Consider the following 16520-nt stretch of genomic DNA (forward strand, 5'->3'; position numbering starts at 1 on the left):
ATCAATTATCCCATAATAAATGAAATAGGAGCGTGGATCACATGATCGCAATTACATCAAACAAAACTTCGGATGAGCGTATTCAGGAAATTGTGCAATTTATCGAAAAGCAAGGGGTTCAAGCGCATGTTTCCAAAGGTGAGGATCGTACAGTAATTGGGATCATTGGTCAAGCGGATCCGAAATTAGCGGAACAACTTCGCCAAATGTCTGGCGTTGAGCAAGTTGTGAAAATCTCGAAGTCTTACAAGCTGGCTAGTCGTGATTTCCATCCTGCTGATACGGTTATTTCTATTAAAGGTGTTGAAATCGGCGGTGAACAACTTGTCGTCATGGGTGGCCCTTGCGCAGTTGAAACGCCAGAGCAGATCGATGAGATTGCTCGCTTAGTGAAAGCAGCTGGCGGGCAGGTGCTCCGCGGCGGTGCTTTTAAACCAAGAACAGGTCCATACAGCTTCCAAGGTGTTGGTGTGGAAGGTCTGATCATGATGGCTGAAGCGGGTAAGAAACATGGCCTACTTACGATTACAGAAGTCATGACACCGGAGTACGTTGATGTATGTGCGGAATACGCGGACATTCTGCAAGTAGGTACACGTAATATGCAAAACTTCGATCTACTTCGCAAATTAGGAACGATTCAAACGCCAGTTTTGCTTAAACGTGGATTCAGCTCGACGTATGATGAATTCTTGAATGCTGCTGAGTACATTCTTGCTGGCGGTAATCCGAACGTTATGCTTTGTGAGCGCGGAATCCGTACATTCGAAACCTACACACGAAATACGTTAGATTTATCAGCAATCCCAGTACTTAAATCGTTGAGTCACTTGCCGGTTATCTCAGATCCAAGTCATGGAACAGGACGCAGAGAGTTGGTAGTTCCAATGACGAAAGCATCTGTTGCAGCTGGAGCGGACGGATTAATCATCGAAATGCATACAGATCCCGACAATTCAATGACAGGAGACGGCGTACAGTCGTTGTTCCCAGATCAATTTGCCCACTTGCTATCTGATCTTGAGAAGCTTGCACCACTACTTGGTAAGAAGTTTGATACGAAGAAAGAACCGATTTTGGCGTAATATACGGTTTTCATAGGAAGGGTTTCTTCAGAAATGGAGAAACTCTTTTCCTGTTTTTGGATTTATGGCAATTGTGGGGAAATAGTGTAAGAATAGCTTACACTCATTTAAAAAATACCTGACATAAGTATTGACTGTGTTAGAGGAATCACTATATAATATGTGAAAGAAAACAAGCAAAAGTTGAACATTAATCATGCAAAGTACGTTGAATGTACGGAAATGGGAGGGTTTTTTAAATGTCAGTTCAAAACGTGTTGAACCTTATCAAGGAAAAAAATATTGAGTGGGTAGATTTTCGTTTCGTTGGTCTTTCCGGTAAAGCGCAGCATATCTCTTTGCCTTCTACAGAAGTAGATGAAGAAACATTCGTAAATGGCGTAGCTTTTGACGGTTCATCTATCCCAGGATTCCGTGGTATTGAACAATCTGACATGGTAATGATGCCAGATACGGAAACTGCTTATGTGGATCCTTTCACAGCACACCCAACACTAGTAATTATGAGCAACATCCATACACCTGAAGGCGACCGTTATGACCGTGATCCACGTAGCATCGCTCAAAAGGCTGAAGAATATTTGCAAACAACTGGCGTAGGTACAACTGCATACTTCGCTCCTGAATCCGAATTCTTCATCTTTGATGATGTTCGTTTCGAGAACGGTATGAACAAATCCTACTTCGAAGTTGATTCCGAAGAAGCTGGTTGGAACACAGGCCGTAAAGAAGAAGGCGGTAACCTTGCTTATAAAGTTCCAGTTAAAGGCGGTTACGTTCCAGTAGCTCCAATCGATTCTCAACAAGATATCCGTTCTGAAATGTGTAATAAGCTTGCTGACGCAGGTCTTCGCATTGAGCGTCATCACCATGAAGTGGCAACAGCTGGTCAAGCTGAAATCAACTTCCGTTTTGACACATTGACTAAAACAGCAGACAACCTGCTTAAATACAAGTATATCGTTGCTAACACAGCGAGAGAATATGGTAAAGTAGCTACATTCATGCCGAAACCATTATTTGGTGACAACGGTAGCGGAATGCACGTTCATATGTCCATTTTCAACGAAGGTAACCCTTTGTTCTACGAAAAAGGTTCATATGCTAACCTTTCCGAAATGGCTATTAACTACATCGGTGGTATCCTGTATCACGCTCCAGCGTTGATCGCGATCACAAACCCTAGTACAAACTCCTTCAAACGTCTAGTTCCTGGTTACGAAGCTCCGGTAAACCTTGTATTCTCCAAAGGTAACCGTTCCGCAGCAGTTCGTATTCCAATCGCAGCTGTGACACCTAAGGGTTGTCGTATTGAGTTCCGTACACCAGACAGCACAGCTAACCCATACCTTGCTTTCGCAGCAATGTTGATGGCTGGTCTTGACGGTATCAAAAAGAAAATCGATCCACGTGCTCTTGGATATGGTCCTTTCGATACTAACATCTATGAAATGTCAGATGCTGAGAAAGCTGAGATCCGCAGCGTTCCTGGTACATTAGACGAAGCTTTGGATGCTCTTGCAGCTGATTCCGACTTCTTGCTTGAAGGCGGCGTATTCACACAAGATTTCATCGATAACTACATCGACTTGAAACGTGGCGAAGCGAAACAAGTTGCAATCCGTATTCACCCACACGAGTACAACCTTTACTTCGATTGCTAATCTTTAGCACTTATACGATATGATAATAGGAACTGCCCCTTCATAGGACGCTATGGAGGAGCAGTTTTCTTTTTAGAGGAAGGAAGAATTAACGATGAAAATTGCGATTGTTGCAGGAAGCAATCATGGAGCTGCTACGAGTACAAGACTTGCCACATATATTCAGCATTTGGCAACACAAGATCAACATGAAGTAACTCTAATAGATTTATACAAGACGCCGTTACCTTTCTATACACCTGAAGATGATGGAAAGGATCACCTAGCACTTGGAGCGTTTAAACAGGCGATGTTGTCCGCCGATGCAATTGTCTTGGCTACGCCTGAGTATCATAGTGGAATGTCCGGTGTGCTCAAAAATGCGCTGGATCATGTTGGACAGGATCATTTCCATAACAAAGCTGTGCTATCCGTCAGCTCCTCAGGCGGAGCGGTAGCTGTCAGCTCGCTAACCCAGATGCAGACGACCGTCCGCAATCTACATGGGATTAACAGTCCGGAGTGGATTTCGATTGGTGGCGATCAACGCAAGAGCTTCCGCGAAGACGCCCTCTTCGAAGACATTCATCCAGATGTCGATAAGCGAGTGCGACGTGTTGTTGGATCCTTCCTACAGCTAGCTGAGCAGCTCGTGGGATCAGCTAAATTATAACGTTTGACACCCATGTGAATACGAATTCAGGTAACCAAGTCACTAGACTTGGTTATTTGTATTTCTACATACTTTTGACACATTTATATGGTACAGTATGGAGAAAAATGAACGGTGGGGAGATCATGGGAGTCCATTGGACCAGCAAGGAAGTTGTTCATCTTTTACTACGTGCGGGATTTGGTGTGGCGAAGGAAGAAGTTGCAACTTGCTTGGCGCTTGGACGGGAAGAAACAGTTCGGCGCTTAGTAACGGGTGAAGCATTGATCGACAAGGCTCCGAAGCTAGCCTCCTTTGACCAGTTTCATGTGGACGGGAAGAAAGCTTTGGATCCGCTCTTGCTAGTAGATCAACAGATGTACTGGCTTTATCGGATGGTGAACTCACCTACGCCGCTCATCGAGAAGATGACGTTGTTTTGGCATGGACATTTCGCGACGGCGAATTATAAGGTGAAAGATGCGTCGCTCATGGTGAAGCAAAATGAACTGTTCCGTCAATATGCATTGGGGAATTTCAAAGAGCTGCTTATCGAAATCGGCAAGGACCCTGCCATGATGATTTGGCTGGATGTGAATCAGAATAAGAAGGGGAAGCCGAATGAGAATTACGCCCGTGAGGTGATGGAACTATTCACACTTGGCATCGGTCACTACACCGAAATGGATGTGAAGGAATCTGCGCGCGCTTTTACAGGCTGGACGTACAATAAAAATGATCATAAGGTCAACTACAATGTCAAACAGCACGATAACGATGCCAAGACATTGCTCGGGGAAAGCGGGAAATTAGATGCAGACGATGTGATCGATATCTTATTTCATCAACAAGCATTGCCAACGTTTCTAGCGACGAAGTTGTTGAACTATTTTGCAACAGACACACCGTCCGATCGTTGGATTCAGACCATAGCTGGATTAATTTCACAGAAGAATACGGTGGGGGAAGTGCTTCAGGCACTATTCCTTTCCGATGAATTCTACGCGGATACCAATCGGATGTCACTTATTAAAACACCAGCAGATTATGTAGCGGGTATCCTGAAATGCTGCAAGCTCTCCGTCGCCAAGGGGCATGCCCAAGCGATGCGAAAGATGGGGCAGGAACTATTCGTCCCTCCCGATGTTGCAGGCTGGAGAGGTGGCGCCTCTTGGCTCACAACCAACTGTTTGCTAGCAAGGTACCAGTTCGCTGAGGGAATCGCGAAGCAAATGAACGGACAACAGCTGAACACGTCAGCGTTCAAACCGAATCAAGTGGAGTCACCTATGGAGTGGGCGAAGCTCTATGCAGAGCTCATGGGCATCTCAGACTTATCCGAACAAACACAGGCGAGCTTGCGTGCTTACGCAGATGACACCATTGTACATACAAACCAAACAAAGCAAAAACTAACCGGCTTACGAGGTCTCCTGCAGCTTGTATTGATTAGTCCTGAAGCTCAAATGAAATAGGGGGGAAACTTGTGAAATTAACGAGAAGAGATTTTCTGATCAAAGGAACGGCGTTATTCGCAACCCTCGGGCTTGGCGGTGCACTTTTCACGGAAAAAGGTAAATCACTTTGGGCAGGAAGCTCTGAACCTGGCTTGGAGGACCCAGTGTTGGTTGTTGTGCAGTTAAGCGGCGGCAATGACGGGATCAATACGTTGATTCCATACGGTCAGGGCCTCTATTATGATTCACGGCCTACGCTTGCTTATGAACAGAAGGAAGTACTAGCGCTCGATTCTCACGTAGGCCTACATCCTAGTCTTACAGGATTAGCAGCGTTGTATAAATTAGGAAAAATGGCTATTATACAAGGAGTTGGATATCCGGAGCCTAATCATTCACACTTTCGCTCTATGGAAATTTGGCAAACCGCAGAGCCTGCGAAAATGAGCCGCAGCGGTTGGTTGGCACGGTATGCGGAAGCTTCGTTACAGAAAAATCCCAATCCTCTCAAAGTGATTCAAATTGGCGGATCAGGCAGCAAAGCCTTCGCCTCTGATCAATCAAGCTTTCCAGTGATTCAATCCCTGGAGTCCTATCATGTATTCGATCCTAAGACAGCGTTGATGGACAAGAATAGAATAACCAAAGCGTTCTTGGATATGTATGGGGCATCGAATTCGTTCGATCAACTGCGGGTCATTTCTGCTCGAGGATCGGAAGCCTATAAGAGCGTAGAGGCGATCCAATCTCTTGCTGCTACCTATACGAAGAAAATTGAGTATCCCAATACGAATTTTGCAAGGGACTTACAGCTTGTAACGAAGTTGCTGGCTGGAAAATCAGGGACGCGGCTCTTTAATGTAGAAGTAGGTGGATTTGACGATCATGCGGATGAGAAACTGCAGCATGCACAAATGCTGACGCAGGTCGATGAAGGGTTAACTGCGTTCTATCAGGATTTGCAGGCACAGGGGCTGCAGGATCGCGTCGCTGTCATGGTGTTCTCCGAGTTTGGACGTCGTGTTAAAGAGAACGGCAGCGGTGGAACCGACCACGGAACAGCGGCACCGATGTTTGTCATTGGCGGCAAGGTGAAGGGCGGGCTATACGGCGCCTATCCGAGCTTGAGTAACTTAGATAATGGAGATTTGAAATATGAGGTTGATTTCCGTTCTGTATATAGTACGCTAATTGACTCGTGGTTAAATGGAGATACAGCAACAGTGCTAGGTAAAACGTATGAAAATTTAAAGTTTATATAACTCGCAGGAGGTGCACGGTTGGAACTAGCGGCAATTTCAGATCATATGGCGGAGGGTTTGCAAATTCTCTTCGTTGGCTATAATCCGAGTATTCGATCAGGGGAAACCGGGCATCATTATGCGAATCCGAATAATCGATTCTATCGCATTTTGTTGCAGGCGGGATTAACGCCAAGGCTTTATAAGCCGCAAGAGGATGGTGATCTGCTTGAAATCGGTTATGGCTTCACGAATATCGTGGCACGCCCTTCTTTGACAGCAGCAGAAATTACGGCAGACGAGTATCGTGAAGGCAGACGTATTCTGAAAGCGAAAATTGAGACCTACCGACCGAAGGTTGTTTGCTTCGTGGGGAAGGGTGTCTATGAGCAGTATAGCGGCCGAAGAGGCGTCTCCTGGGGCAGTCAACCGCAGCCGATGGTAGAAGGCGTTATTGATTATGTGTGTCCGTCTTCTAGTGGACTTGTGCGAATGAAGCTGGAAGATATGGTAGCGATTTATCGAGGAATTCTGACAAGTCTCGTAGAGCCTGTTTGAGGTTTTACTTGATGCTTGCACAGAATATTGCTATCATAGCCATAATACAAAACGCAAAGGTGTGGTCACTCATGGGAAACAGGGCCTATAACTTTAACGCAGGGCCTGCGGCTTTACCTCTCGAAGTACTTCAGAGAGCACAAGAAGAGTTTGTTGATTTTAAAGGCATTGGCATGTCCATTATGGAAATTTCTCACCGTAGTTCGGAATATGAGCAAGTGCACAATGAAACACAAGCGTTATTGAAGCGTATTTTTGGTATTCCAGATGGGTACCAAATTCTCTTTTTGACAGGTGGAGCGAGCTCTCAGTTCTCCATGATCCCTATGAATTTCTTGAAGGCAGGCAAGGTTGGCAGCTATGTGCTGACAGGCGCTTGGGCCGAGAAGGCTGTGCAAGAAGCAGCACTATTCGGAGAAGTTTCGCTTGCGGCTAGTTCGAAAGAACAGAAATTTATGAAAATTCCTGCATTGAGTGACATTAACTTAGATCCGAATTCAGCTTACCTGCACATCACGTCCAATGAGACGATTGAGGGTGCGCAATTCCAAAGCTTTCCGGAAACAGGCAACATTCCTCTGATCGGTGATATGTCCAGTGATATCTTGAGCCGCCCAGTCGACGTTTCGAAGTTCAGCATGATCTATGCGGGAGCACAGAAGAACCTTGGACCATCTGGTGTGACCGTTGCGATTATTAAAGACGATCTACTCGTTGATCTGCCAAAAACAATCCCAACGATGATGCGTTATGAAACGCATAGCAAAAACAATTCCTTGTATAACACACCGCCAGCATACTCCATTTATATGGTGAATCTGGTGTTGAAATGGATTGAAGAGCAAGGCGGATTGACGGTTATTCAGAAGAATAATGTAGAAAAATCAGGCCTTATTTATAACGCAATTGATAGCAGCAATGGCTTCTACCGTGGACCTGTAGATCTAGGAAGCCGTTCTGCGATGAATATTACATTCCGCTTGCAAGATGAAGAGCTGGAGAAGAAGTTCATTAAAGAAACCGAGCAGCAAGGGTTCGTTGGATTGAAAGGTCATCGCAGTGTCGGTGGTTTACGTGCTTCCACGTATAACGCAGTTCCTTACGCATCATGTAAAGCACTTGCTGATTTCATGACGGATTTCCAACAACGCAACAGCTAGGAAAATGAATTAAGCTATTCATGGCACCCTCGTGTGCGCGTGAATAGCTTTTTTTGTGCTGAGGCATGTAGTTTCGACCGAGGGGTTTAAAAGCCTGTAGAGGGTCACTGAGCAGGTTTAAAAGCGGTAATTGGAAGATGAGTTTGGACTAGATCTAGTAGAGGAGGAATGTCCTAGTCATTTCGACATATCCGAAAAAATCAAGTAAAAATTGAAAATATTTTTTCTAAACCCATCGAGCCACGCCCCGTCTAGGATTACGTGTTTTGGAATTGTAAATAGGTCGTTTTGCTCGTTGACAAACACAATATATTGATATAAATTTGAATCTATCAACTAGATGTCGTGATAAAAAGCGCATTGCGAGATTGCTAGCAGAAGGCTCATATCGAGCCGGAAATCAAGTGAAACCGCAGGTTTCAAGCTTTTTTGACCGTTTACGGAGTCGTGAAACAAATGCAGATTCTGTCGATTAATGGGTAGATGAACTCGCGAATGACAGACGATAGAATTGGTATCTTTACTACATATAGGTTACCCGCAAGCGAAGACACAAGATAGAGAGAATTGAGAATGATAGGAGACGGAAGCTATGTTGATTGCTTACGATTCGAAGACTGGAAATGTTCGCCGTTTTATTGCGAAGCTCCAGATGCCCGCGGTACAAATTGAGGAAGCGATGACAATGGACGAGCCATTCGTACTCGTGACGTATACAACTGGTTTTGGACAAATTCCTCCCAAGGTTGCTTCTTTCCTAGAAAGTAATTCCTCTCGTCTTCAAGGCGTTGCAGCAAGCGGTAATCGCAACTGGGGAGATGGCTTCGCCAAAAGCGCAGATACGATCTCAGCACTTTATGATGTTCCCGTATTAACCAAATTCGAATTATCCGGCACGAAAAATGATGTAGAACGATTTGTTCAGGGGGTACAAGCAATTGCGGCACATTGAACTTAATAATGAATTAATGCAACGCGGTACGGATGGTTTTTTTCAATTAGAGAAGGATAAAGAAGCTGTTAAGGTGTTCATAGAAGAAGTACACAGCAGAAGCCTCACATTCCCCGATACCTCTTCGAAGGTTCGTTATATGATCGACAATAACTTCTACGAGAACGTTTATGACAAATACACCGAAGATGAAGTTAACAGCGTGTATCAAGTGGCACATGACAATCAATTCGAGTTCGCATCGTATATGGCAGCTTCGAAATTTTATACAGATTACGCTTTACGCAGTGACGATAAGACGTTATACCTCGAGCATTTCCCTGATCGCGTAGCGATCGTAGCCCTGTACTTGGGTCGCGGAAATGCAGAGACGGCACGCGTGCTGGCCCTATCCATGATGGAGCAGCGCTTGCAGCCAGCGACACCTACGTTCCTGAACGCAGGCAAGAGTCGTCGTGGCGAATTAGTATCGTGCTTCTTATTAGAAATGGATGATTCCTTAAATTCCATCAACTATGTATTAGCAACATGTATGCAGTTGTCCAAAATTGGCGGCGGTGTAGCCGTGAACTTATCAAAGCTTCGTGGGCGCGGTGAAACGATTAAAGGCGTTGAGGGTGCGGCGAAAGGTATTATTCCTGTACTTAAGCTAATGGAGGATGCGTTCTCCTATGCGGATCAAATGGGTCAACGCAAGGGCTCAGGCGCGGCGTATTACAACATTTTTGGCTGGGACGTTATGGAGTTCCTAGATAGTAAGAAAATTAATGCGGATGAGAAATCCCGTTTGAAAACACTCTCCATCGGACTTATTGTACCGAATAAGTTTTATAAGTTGGCGGAGGAGAACAAGCCTCTACATATTTTCGCTCCTTACACCGTTCTGCAAGCTTATGGCAAGCATATGGATGATCTGGATATGGATGAAATGTATGATGAACTTCTAGCGAACCCTAAAGTTAAGAAGAAAGCAATCATGAATGCACGTGATATGCTGACCAAAATTGCGACAACTCAACTGGAATCCGGTTATCCATATATGATGAATCGTACGAATGCGAATAAGGATCATGCCCTGAAGGGGATTGGGACGATCAAGATGTCCAATCTTTGTACAGAGATTTTCCAATTGCAAGAAACGTCCGAAATCAATGATTACGGTCAAGAAGACACCATTCTTCGCGATATCAGCTGTAATCTAGCTTCGATGAATATTGCCAATGTGATGGATCGTAAAAAGCTGCGCGAAACCGTGCACGAAGGTATGATTGCCCTAACCTCTGTGAGTGATATGACGACGATCCACAATGCGCCAGGTGTTGCCAAAGCGAATCGTGAACTGCATTCTGTCGGTCTTGGCGTTATGAATTTGCACGGCTATTTGTCCAAAAACAAAATTGCTTACGAGAGTGCTGAAGCAAAGGATTTCGTTCGCACCTTCTTTGCAGCGATGAATTTCTATTCCATTGAAAAAAGTATGGAGATTGCCAAAGAATCCGGGCAAACTTTCGAAGGCTTTGAGCTATCGGAATATGCGAATGGGAACTATTTTACCCGTTATACAGAAATAGATTATCGTCCACTTTCGGACAAAGTGAAAGCATTATTCGAAGGCATGCCGATTCCGTCTCCAGACGATTGGAGAGCGTTGCAAGCTGATGTTCAGAAGCACGGTCTTTATCATGCGTACCGTTTGGCAGTAGCGCCGACGCAAAGCATCTCGTATATTCAAAATTCAACATCCAGCGTTATGCCAATTGTTGAACCTATTGAGACACGTACGTATGCGAATTCGACAACGTATTATCCGATGCCATTCATGGCACGCGACAATTTCTTCTACTATAAATCCGCTTATCAAATGGATCAATTCAAGATTCTTGACCTCATCTCGGAGATTCAAACGCATGTGGATCAAGGGATCTCGACTATTTTACACGTAAACAGTGATGTTTCAACAAGACAACTTGCTAGATTATACCTGTATGCGGCACACAAAGGACTTAAATCGCTCTACTACACAAGAACCAACCAGCTATCCGTTGAGGAATGTGTAAGCTGCTCAGTATAAGTAGGAAGGGGACTACCATTCATGACAAGTGCACCAACGATCAATAAACCTATCGTCAAAAAAGCGGTGAATTGGAACCGGCCTGATGATGATTTTACTATTACATTCTGGAATCAAAATATTATGCAATTTTGGACAGATGAAGAAATTCCATTGTCTGATGATAAAATGTCCTGGATCACACTCAGCAACGTTGAGCGTGAGCTATATATGAAAGTGCTTGGCGGTCTGACGTTGCTCGATACTATGCAGGGCGGCGTCGGGATGCCGAAGATCCTTGAGCATGTGGATGGGCTGCAGCGCAAAGCTGTGCTTAGCTTCATGGGGATGATGGAGCAGATCCATGCGAAGTCTTACAGTTCGATTTTCACAACGCTGTCTACGACAGAAGAGATCAACGAGCTGTTTCAATGGGTGGAGCGGAATCCTCACTTGCAATTTAAGGCGAATAAGATTTCACATTACTATGAGAATATTAATACGACCAAAGAGCTGTATCTAGCGATGGCTTCGTCAGTCTTGCTAGAAAGCTATTTGTTCTATAGCGGTTTCTATTATCCGTTGTACTTGGCTGGCCAAGGTAAAATGACGAGCAGCGGTGAGATCATTGACTTGATTCTACGCGATGAGAGCATCCATGGGTTGTACATAGGTGTGCTGGCACAAGAAGTCTACGCGGAGCTAAGCCCTGCCGAGCAAGACGAGGCGTACGCGACGTTGTGTGCACTATTGAAAGAGTTACATGCGAATGAAGAAGGCTACACGGATAGTCTGTACGGACCGCTGGGACTGGCAGACGAAGTGAAAGCATTCCTTCGCTACAACGCGAACAAGGCGTTTATGAACCTAGGCGTTGAACCGATGTTCCCGGAAGAGGATATCAACCCGATTGTATTGAACGGACTGAGTACGAAGACGAAGCAGCATGACTTTTTCTCCAAAAAGGGCAATGGTTATGTGCGTACGATTCACGTTGAGGCTTTGACGGACGATGACTTTGTATTTTAAGTAAAATAGATGAAAGATAAACCACCTGGGATGACTGGGTGGTTTTTTTGTTTTGAGTTTAGTTCAGTCTCAAGGCTGATTTACTGCGTAACATTGTTATGTTACATTGAAATGGCAAAGGAGGGATGTACCTTGGATGAAGATTTGATATCGAAGAAAGAGCTACTCGAGCTAACAGGCATATCTTATGGGCAACTTTACCGCTGGAAACGCAAAAACTTAGTTCCAGAGGAATGGTTTATACGAAAATCAGCGTTTACGGGACAGGAAACGTTCTTTCCGAAGGGGCAGATGCTGGCGCGTATCGATAAAATTGTAAATATGAAAGATGATTTATCGTTGGATGAATTAGCGGATGTGTTTTCAATCGTGCCAAATGACATGAAAATAGACAAATTAGAGCTAATTAAACGAAACATTGTTTCTCAGCAAACAATAGATTATGCATCTCCATTGTTGGGAACGACAGCGGTATACAGCTTTGAAGAAATGTTGTTTCTGTTTCTATTAGAGGATTGCTTACAATCCGGTGAAATAAGCCTCGATGAAGGGAAATACTTGCTTCTAACCATGAAAGAGCAATATGCCAAGTTTGAAGGTAAGCCTTGTGATCTGATTTTTATACGTAAGATGGGCTTAACTTTATGTCTACTCGTTACGACAGGCAGTGAATTATTTTTCGAGCAAGGTGTCAAGGTTGTGCTCCGCGTGCAGGTGGCGAAGAAGATTGAAGAACTGAAGCTGAAAATAACAACAACGTGAGGAGGTGACACTATGCATACAGCAGAATTGAAGCGTAAATTGATGATTTCCGGAATAGGATCTTCTAATGGCGGGAGCTTCCGTACAGTTAAAATCGACGGTATTGGGCGTCTGGAAGGGGACGTTATATGCTCCGATTTTACGCTAAATGGGCGTGCAGAAGTTAATGGTAGTATTACATCTGAAACGGCAGAATTGCATGGAACGCTAACGATTCAGGGGAATCTGAAGGCCAAAAGTACCCGAATTCATGGCAAAGTTAAGATTGAGGGTAATTATACGGGTGAGAGCCTCGAAATTAATGGCTCTTCAATAATAACAGGCAACTGTGAGGCGGAGAAGTTTAATGCCAATGGTAAGCTGCAGGTGGGCACGCTTAATGCAGATACAGTCCTTGTTACCTTGCATGGGCATAGTAAAATTTCAGAGATCGGCGGAGAACGAATCCAAATACGTAAGCAGCGAGGCATTGGCTTGGCAAGTTGGTTGAAGATTCTGCCTCTGGGGATTGGTAATCATTTGACGGTTCAATCCGTCGAAGGCGACCATATTTACTTGGAATATACAACGGCTGATGTCGTAAGAGGAGCGGATATTACAATTGGACCTGGTTGTGAGATTGGACTCATCGAATATACGGCAAAGCTCGAGCAAGATAAGCAATCTAAGGTGAAACGCAGTGAAAAAGTGTAGCAAAGAGAGGAGGGTTTGAGGTACAATGGGTATAGATACAAACAAACGTTCGCTTTCTAGCAATTTGAAGATTACGGGCAGCTCTACCGCGGCAGGGGGCCAGTATGATCGAATGAAAATTGTTGGAGAAGGCATTATTGAAGGCGATACGAAATGCCGGTTTCTGAAATGCATCGGAACACTAGAGATGGAAGGTAATTTGCACGCAGGCGAAGCGGGCATTGTGGGCACTTTTTCATTGACGGGGAATGTTCGAAGCGATACAATGAAAAATTCGGGAACGGTGAGTATCAGCGGTGATGCGGAAATCGGGTCACTTGCTGGTTCAGGGACGATTGAAGTGAAAGGCCATATGCAAGGCAACAAGATCGCACTTAAAGGGCATATCGCTGCAGGAGGGGATTGCGAAGTCGATGTGTTTCATCTAAAGGGAATGTTTGATGTTGGGGGACTCCTGAACGCAGGAGAGATCGACATTAGGCTTTTCCAAGATTCAACGGCGAAAGAGATTGGCGGAGAGAAAATTAGAATTCGCAAAGCGAGTTTGCTTCATCCGTTTAGCTTGTTCTTCAGACCCTCACCGCATGCCAAGGTAACGGTATCGGTTATTGAAGGGGATGATATCTACGTGGAGCATACGAGAGCGAAAGTTGTTCGCGGCAACCAAGTTGTCATCGGTCCTGGTTGTGAAGTCGATCTAGTAGAATACAAGGTACACTTAGAGAAGAAGAAGGGTGCCATTGTGAAAGAGTCACGCAAGTTGTAATATGTCTGTAAGTTCAGGGTGTAAGGCGAAAACAAATTGTAAAGGAATGTGTACGAATGACGAGTTCAAATAATAAAGTAGGCTTCGTCTTAGCAGGTCTACTCTTGGCCATGTTAATGGCGTCAATGGATAATACAATTGTTGCCACAGCGATGGGAACCATTGTAGGAGATCTCGGTGGATTGGATAAGTTTGTTTGGGTAACATCGGCCTATATGGTCGCTGAAATGGCAGGTATGCCAATTTTTGGGAAGTTGTCCGATATGTTCGGGCGTAAACGGTTTTTCATTTTTGGATTAATAGTCTTCTTGGCCGCCTCCATCTTGTGTGGTACGGCAGAAAGCATTGTACAACTCAGTATTTATCGAGCACTGCAAGGTATTGGTGGTGGAGCGCTGATTCCAATTGCGTTCACGATCATGTTTGATACGGTCCCTGTCGAACAACGCGGGAAGTTAGGCGGTTTGTTCGGTGCAGTATTCGGTTTGTCCAGTATTTTCGGACCGTTGCTTGGCGCTTATATTACCGATTATATTAACTGGCATTGGGTTTTCTATGTCAATATTCCTCTTGGTATTTTGGCCCTTATTTTTATTGCGATCTACTACAAAGAATCACCGATTCATACGAAACAGAAGATCGACTGGTGGGGTGCCGTTACGCTGGTTGGTGCCGTGGTCAGCATGATGTTTGCCCTTGAGCTTGGTGGAAATAAATATGCATGGGATTCCAGCTTAATTATCGGACTATTTGCAGCTTTCACCGTGCTAACAATTTGCTTTATCGTCATTGAAAGAAAAGTAATCGAACCGATCATTTCATTCCCGATGTTTAAGAACCGTTTGTTTACGACGAGTAATGCGCTTGGATTATTGAGCGGGATGGGCTTTATCACGGCATCTGTGTATATTCCCATTTATATTCAAGGTGTACTTGGCGGAACAGCAACCAATTCAGGGCTCGTCCTCTTGCCGATGATGGTAGGCTCTGTATTCTCAGCGGTAGGCGGCGGTTTCTTAATGAATAAGATGCCATATCGGAACATTATGATGGTCTTTGTTGTCATTCTAGCAGCAGGTATGTACATGTTGACACAGCTTGAACCAGATACAAGCCGCTTGTATGTGACAATGTGCATGATCGTCGTTGGTGTTGGGATCGGTGCGAGCTTCTCCGTACTTTCCAATGCGGCGATTCATCACTTTGATCCGTCGCAGCGTGGTTCTGTGAATGCAACAGTCTCTTTCGTTCGTTCCTTAGGTATGACTTTAGGGATTACACTATTCGGAATCATTCAACGGAATGATTTCACGGCGAAGCTCAAGGAGATTTTTGCTGGAAGCGGGCAAGGCAACATGGCTGACAATCCAGCGTTTAGTGATCCTAGGGTACTGTTAGCACCTGAAATGCGTGCTCAAATCCCTGCACCTGTACTTGATAAAATTACAGCAGGGTTATCATCCTCGATTTCATATACATTCATGTGGGCACTGATTCCAACAGCTTTGGCTGTTGTAGCAGCGGTTCTCATGAGTAAAGAGCGCTTGACCGAATCATTGGAGCATAAGCAAGCAGAACAAGCCGCTGCAGAATTGAAAGGTCAATAGAAAGAAGCCTCATCCAAGTTGCTATGTGGATGAGGCTTTCTTATGTTCTGCTTGATGGAGTCCTAAACTTAAGCGTAAGACTCCTTAATAACAGGCTCCGTCAATTTATAGCCGACGTTGCGGATGGTCATGATATATTCAGGGTGACGGGCATTTTGCTCAATCTTATCACGGAGATGAGAGATATGGACATCAACGATGCGCGTATCCCCAAGGAAGTGGTAGTCCCACACGCCGTGAAGCAGTTGTTGTCGGCTTAACACTTTCCCACGATGCTTGCATAGGAAAAGAAGCAGTTCGAATTCTTTCGGTGTCAGTTCGATCGGTGCACCATTCATCGTCACTTCGCGTTGCTCGGCTTTGACGGAGATTTGGCCGATGGCAATCGGTGCTTCTTCCGTCGTAGAAGGCAGGGTCTGGATGCGACGATGAATCGCTTGAATGCGGGAGACGAGCTCGAGCGGTGAGAAGGGCTTCGTCATGTAGTCGTCTGCACCATTGTCCAGACCAGCTATTTTATCCGTAAGGTCTTGCATGGCCGTCAACATAATAATGGGTACGAGGTTATTCTGACTTCTCAGCTTGCGGCATACCTGTAAGCCATCCATTTTGGGCAGCATAAGATCAAGGACAATGAGGTCGGGGCGGAATGATTGAATGGCACCAAAGACAGCTTCTCCGTCGAATACGCAATGTACCTCGAAACCGGCAAGCTTCAGGTTGAATTCAATGAGCATGGAGATGGAAGGTTCGTCATCAACAATTAATATCTTTTTTTTCATTGTTAGCAAGGCTCCTTTTTAATGAAGGATAACTCTAGTATGACGTACCACTATCATCGCGATATTAAGATAAAGTTAACCCA

The 16520-nt window shown here is 44.8% G+C and carries 15 protein-coding genes; 14 read left to right on the forward strand and 1 reads right to left on the reverse strand.

Annotated elements, in window-relative coordinates; all coding sequences use genetic code 11:
- Positions 1 to 41 precede the first annotated feature (41 nt).
- The 14 genes from aroF (at position 42) to ACSQ8O_RS09380 (ending at position 15655) form a co-directional block, all read left to right on the forward strand.
- Positions 42 to 1085, forward strand: a complete 1044-nt coding sequence (gene aroF, locus ACSQ8O_RS09315; protein WP_173110941.1) for a 3-deoxy-7-phosphoheptulonate synthase — start codon at positions 42 to 44, stop codon at positions 1083 to 1085.
- A gap of 239 nt (positions 1086 to 1324) precedes the next feature.
- Positions 1325 to 2749 carry a type I glutamate--ammonia ligase gene (gene glnA / locus ACSQ8O_RS09320; protein ID WP_236289511.1) on the forward strand — a complete coding sequence of 475 codons (1425 nt, stop codon included), beginning with the start codon at positions 1325 to 1327 and terminating at the stop codon, positions 2747 to 2749.
- A 94-nt stretch (positions 2750 to 2843) separates the two neighbouring features.
- Positions 2844 to 3401: an NADPH-dependent FMN reductase gene (locus ACSQ8O_RS09325; protein ID WP_436241329.1), complete on the forward strand. Its 558-nt coding sequence runs from the start codon at positions 2844 to 2846 to the stop codon at positions 3399 to 3401.
- A 125-nt stretch (positions 3402 to 3526) separates the two neighbouring features.
- Complete coding sequence (locus ACSQ8O_RS09330; protein WP_436241330.1) at positions 3527 to 4855, forward strand: DUF1800 domain-containing protein; 1329 nt, start codon at positions 3527 to 3529, stop codon at positions 4853 to 4855.
- Positions 4856 to 4866: 11 nt separating this feature from the next.
- Positions 4867 to 6099 carry a DUF1501 domain-containing protein gene (locus tag ACSQ8O_RS09335; RefSeq protein ID WP_436241331.1) on the forward strand — a complete coding sequence of 411 codons (1233 nt, stop codon included), beginning with the start codon at positions 4867 to 4869 and terminating at the stop codon, positions 6097 to 6099.
- 45 nt (positions 6100 to 6144) lie between these two features.
- Complete coding sequence (locus ACSQ8O_RS09340) at positions 6145 to 6636, forward strand: mismatch-specific DNA-glycosylase (RefSeq protein ID WP_436241984.1); 492 nt, start codon at positions 6145 to 6147, stop codon at positions 6634 to 6636.
- Positions 6637 to 6707: 71 nt separating this feature from the next.
- Positions 6708 to 7796 carry a 3-phosphoserine/phosphohydroxythreonine transaminase gene (gene serC, locus ACSQ8O_RS09345; RefSeq protein WP_436241332.1) on the forward strand — a complete coding sequence of 363 codons (1089 nt, stop codon included), beginning with the start codon at positions 6708 to 6710 and terminating at the stop codon, positions 7794 to 7796.
- A 592-nt stretch (positions 7797 to 8388) separates the two neighbouring features.
- Positions 8389 to 8748: a class Ib ribonucleoside-diphosphate reductase assembly flavoprotein NrdI gene (gene nrdI, locus ACSQ8O_RS09350; RefSeq protein ID WP_056609533.1), complete on the forward strand. Its 360-nt coding sequence runs from the start codon at positions 8389 to 8391 to the stop codon at positions 8746 to 8748.
- Positions 8735 to 10819 (forward strand): class 1b ribonucleoside-diphosphate reductase subunit alpha, encoded by a 2085-nt coding sequence (nrdE, locus tag ACSQ8O_RS09355; RefSeq protein WP_436241333.1) that lies wholly within the window; start codon positions 8735 to 8737, stop codon positions 10817 to 10819. The genes nrdI and nrdE overlap by 14 nt, the downstream gene beginning before the upstream one ends.
- Positions 10820 to 10840: 21 nt before the next feature.
- Positions 10841 to 11827: a class 1b ribonucleoside-diphosphate reductase subunit beta gene (nrdF, locus tag ACSQ8O_RS09360; RefSeq protein ID WP_171630010.1), complete on the forward strand. Its 987-nt coding sequence runs from the start codon at positions 10841 to 10843 to the stop codon at positions 11825 to 11827.
- 132 nt (positions 11828 to 11959) lie between these two features.
- Entirely contained in the window at positions 11960 to 12589 is a 630-nt protein-coding gene (locus ACSQ8O_RS09365) for a YhbD family protein (RefSeq protein ID WP_436241334.1), read from the forward strand.
- Between the two features lie 12 nt (positions 12590 to 12601).
- The gene (locus ACSQ8O_RS09370) at positions 12602 to 13282 is read left to right on the forward strand and encodes a polymer-forming cytoskeletal protein (protein ID WP_436241335.1); all 681 of its coding nucleotides are present in this window, start codon (positions 12602 to 12604) and stop codon (positions 13280 to 13282) included.
- A 25-nt stretch (positions 13283 to 13307) separates the two neighbouring features.
- Positions 13308 to 14048 carry a hypothetical protein gene (locus tag ACSQ8O_RS09375; RefSeq protein WP_436241336.1) on the forward strand — a complete coding sequence of 247 codons (741 nt, stop codon included), beginning with the start codon at positions 13308 to 13310 and terminating at the stop codon, positions 14046 to 14048.
- Between the two features lie 56 nt (positions 14049 to 14104).
- Positions 14105 to 15655 (forward strand): MDR family MFS transporter, encoded by a 1551-nt coding sequence (locus tag ACSQ8O_RS09380; RefSeq protein WP_436241337.1) that lies wholly within the window; start codon positions 14105 to 14107, stop codon positions 15653 to 15655.
- Positions 15656 to 15723: 68 nt separating this feature from the next.
- Here ACSQ8O_RS09380 and ACSQ8O_RS09385 read toward each other — a convergent pair whose 3' ends face one another.
- On the reverse strand, positions 15724 to 16437 hold the full coding sequence (locus ACSQ8O_RS09385; RefSeq protein WP_056624673.1) for a response regulator transcription factor: 714 nt from the start codon (positions 16435 to 16437) through the stop codon (positions 15724 to 15726).
- Positions 16438 to 16520: the final 83 nt, after the last annotated feature.

Origin of the sequence: Paenibacillus sp. LjRoot56, from assembly GCF_964253335.1 — a bacterium.
In the GTDB taxonomy this organism is placed as follows: Bacteria; Bacillota; Bacilli; order Paenibacillales; family NBRC-103111; genus Paenibacillus_E; species Paenibacillus_E allorhizoplanae.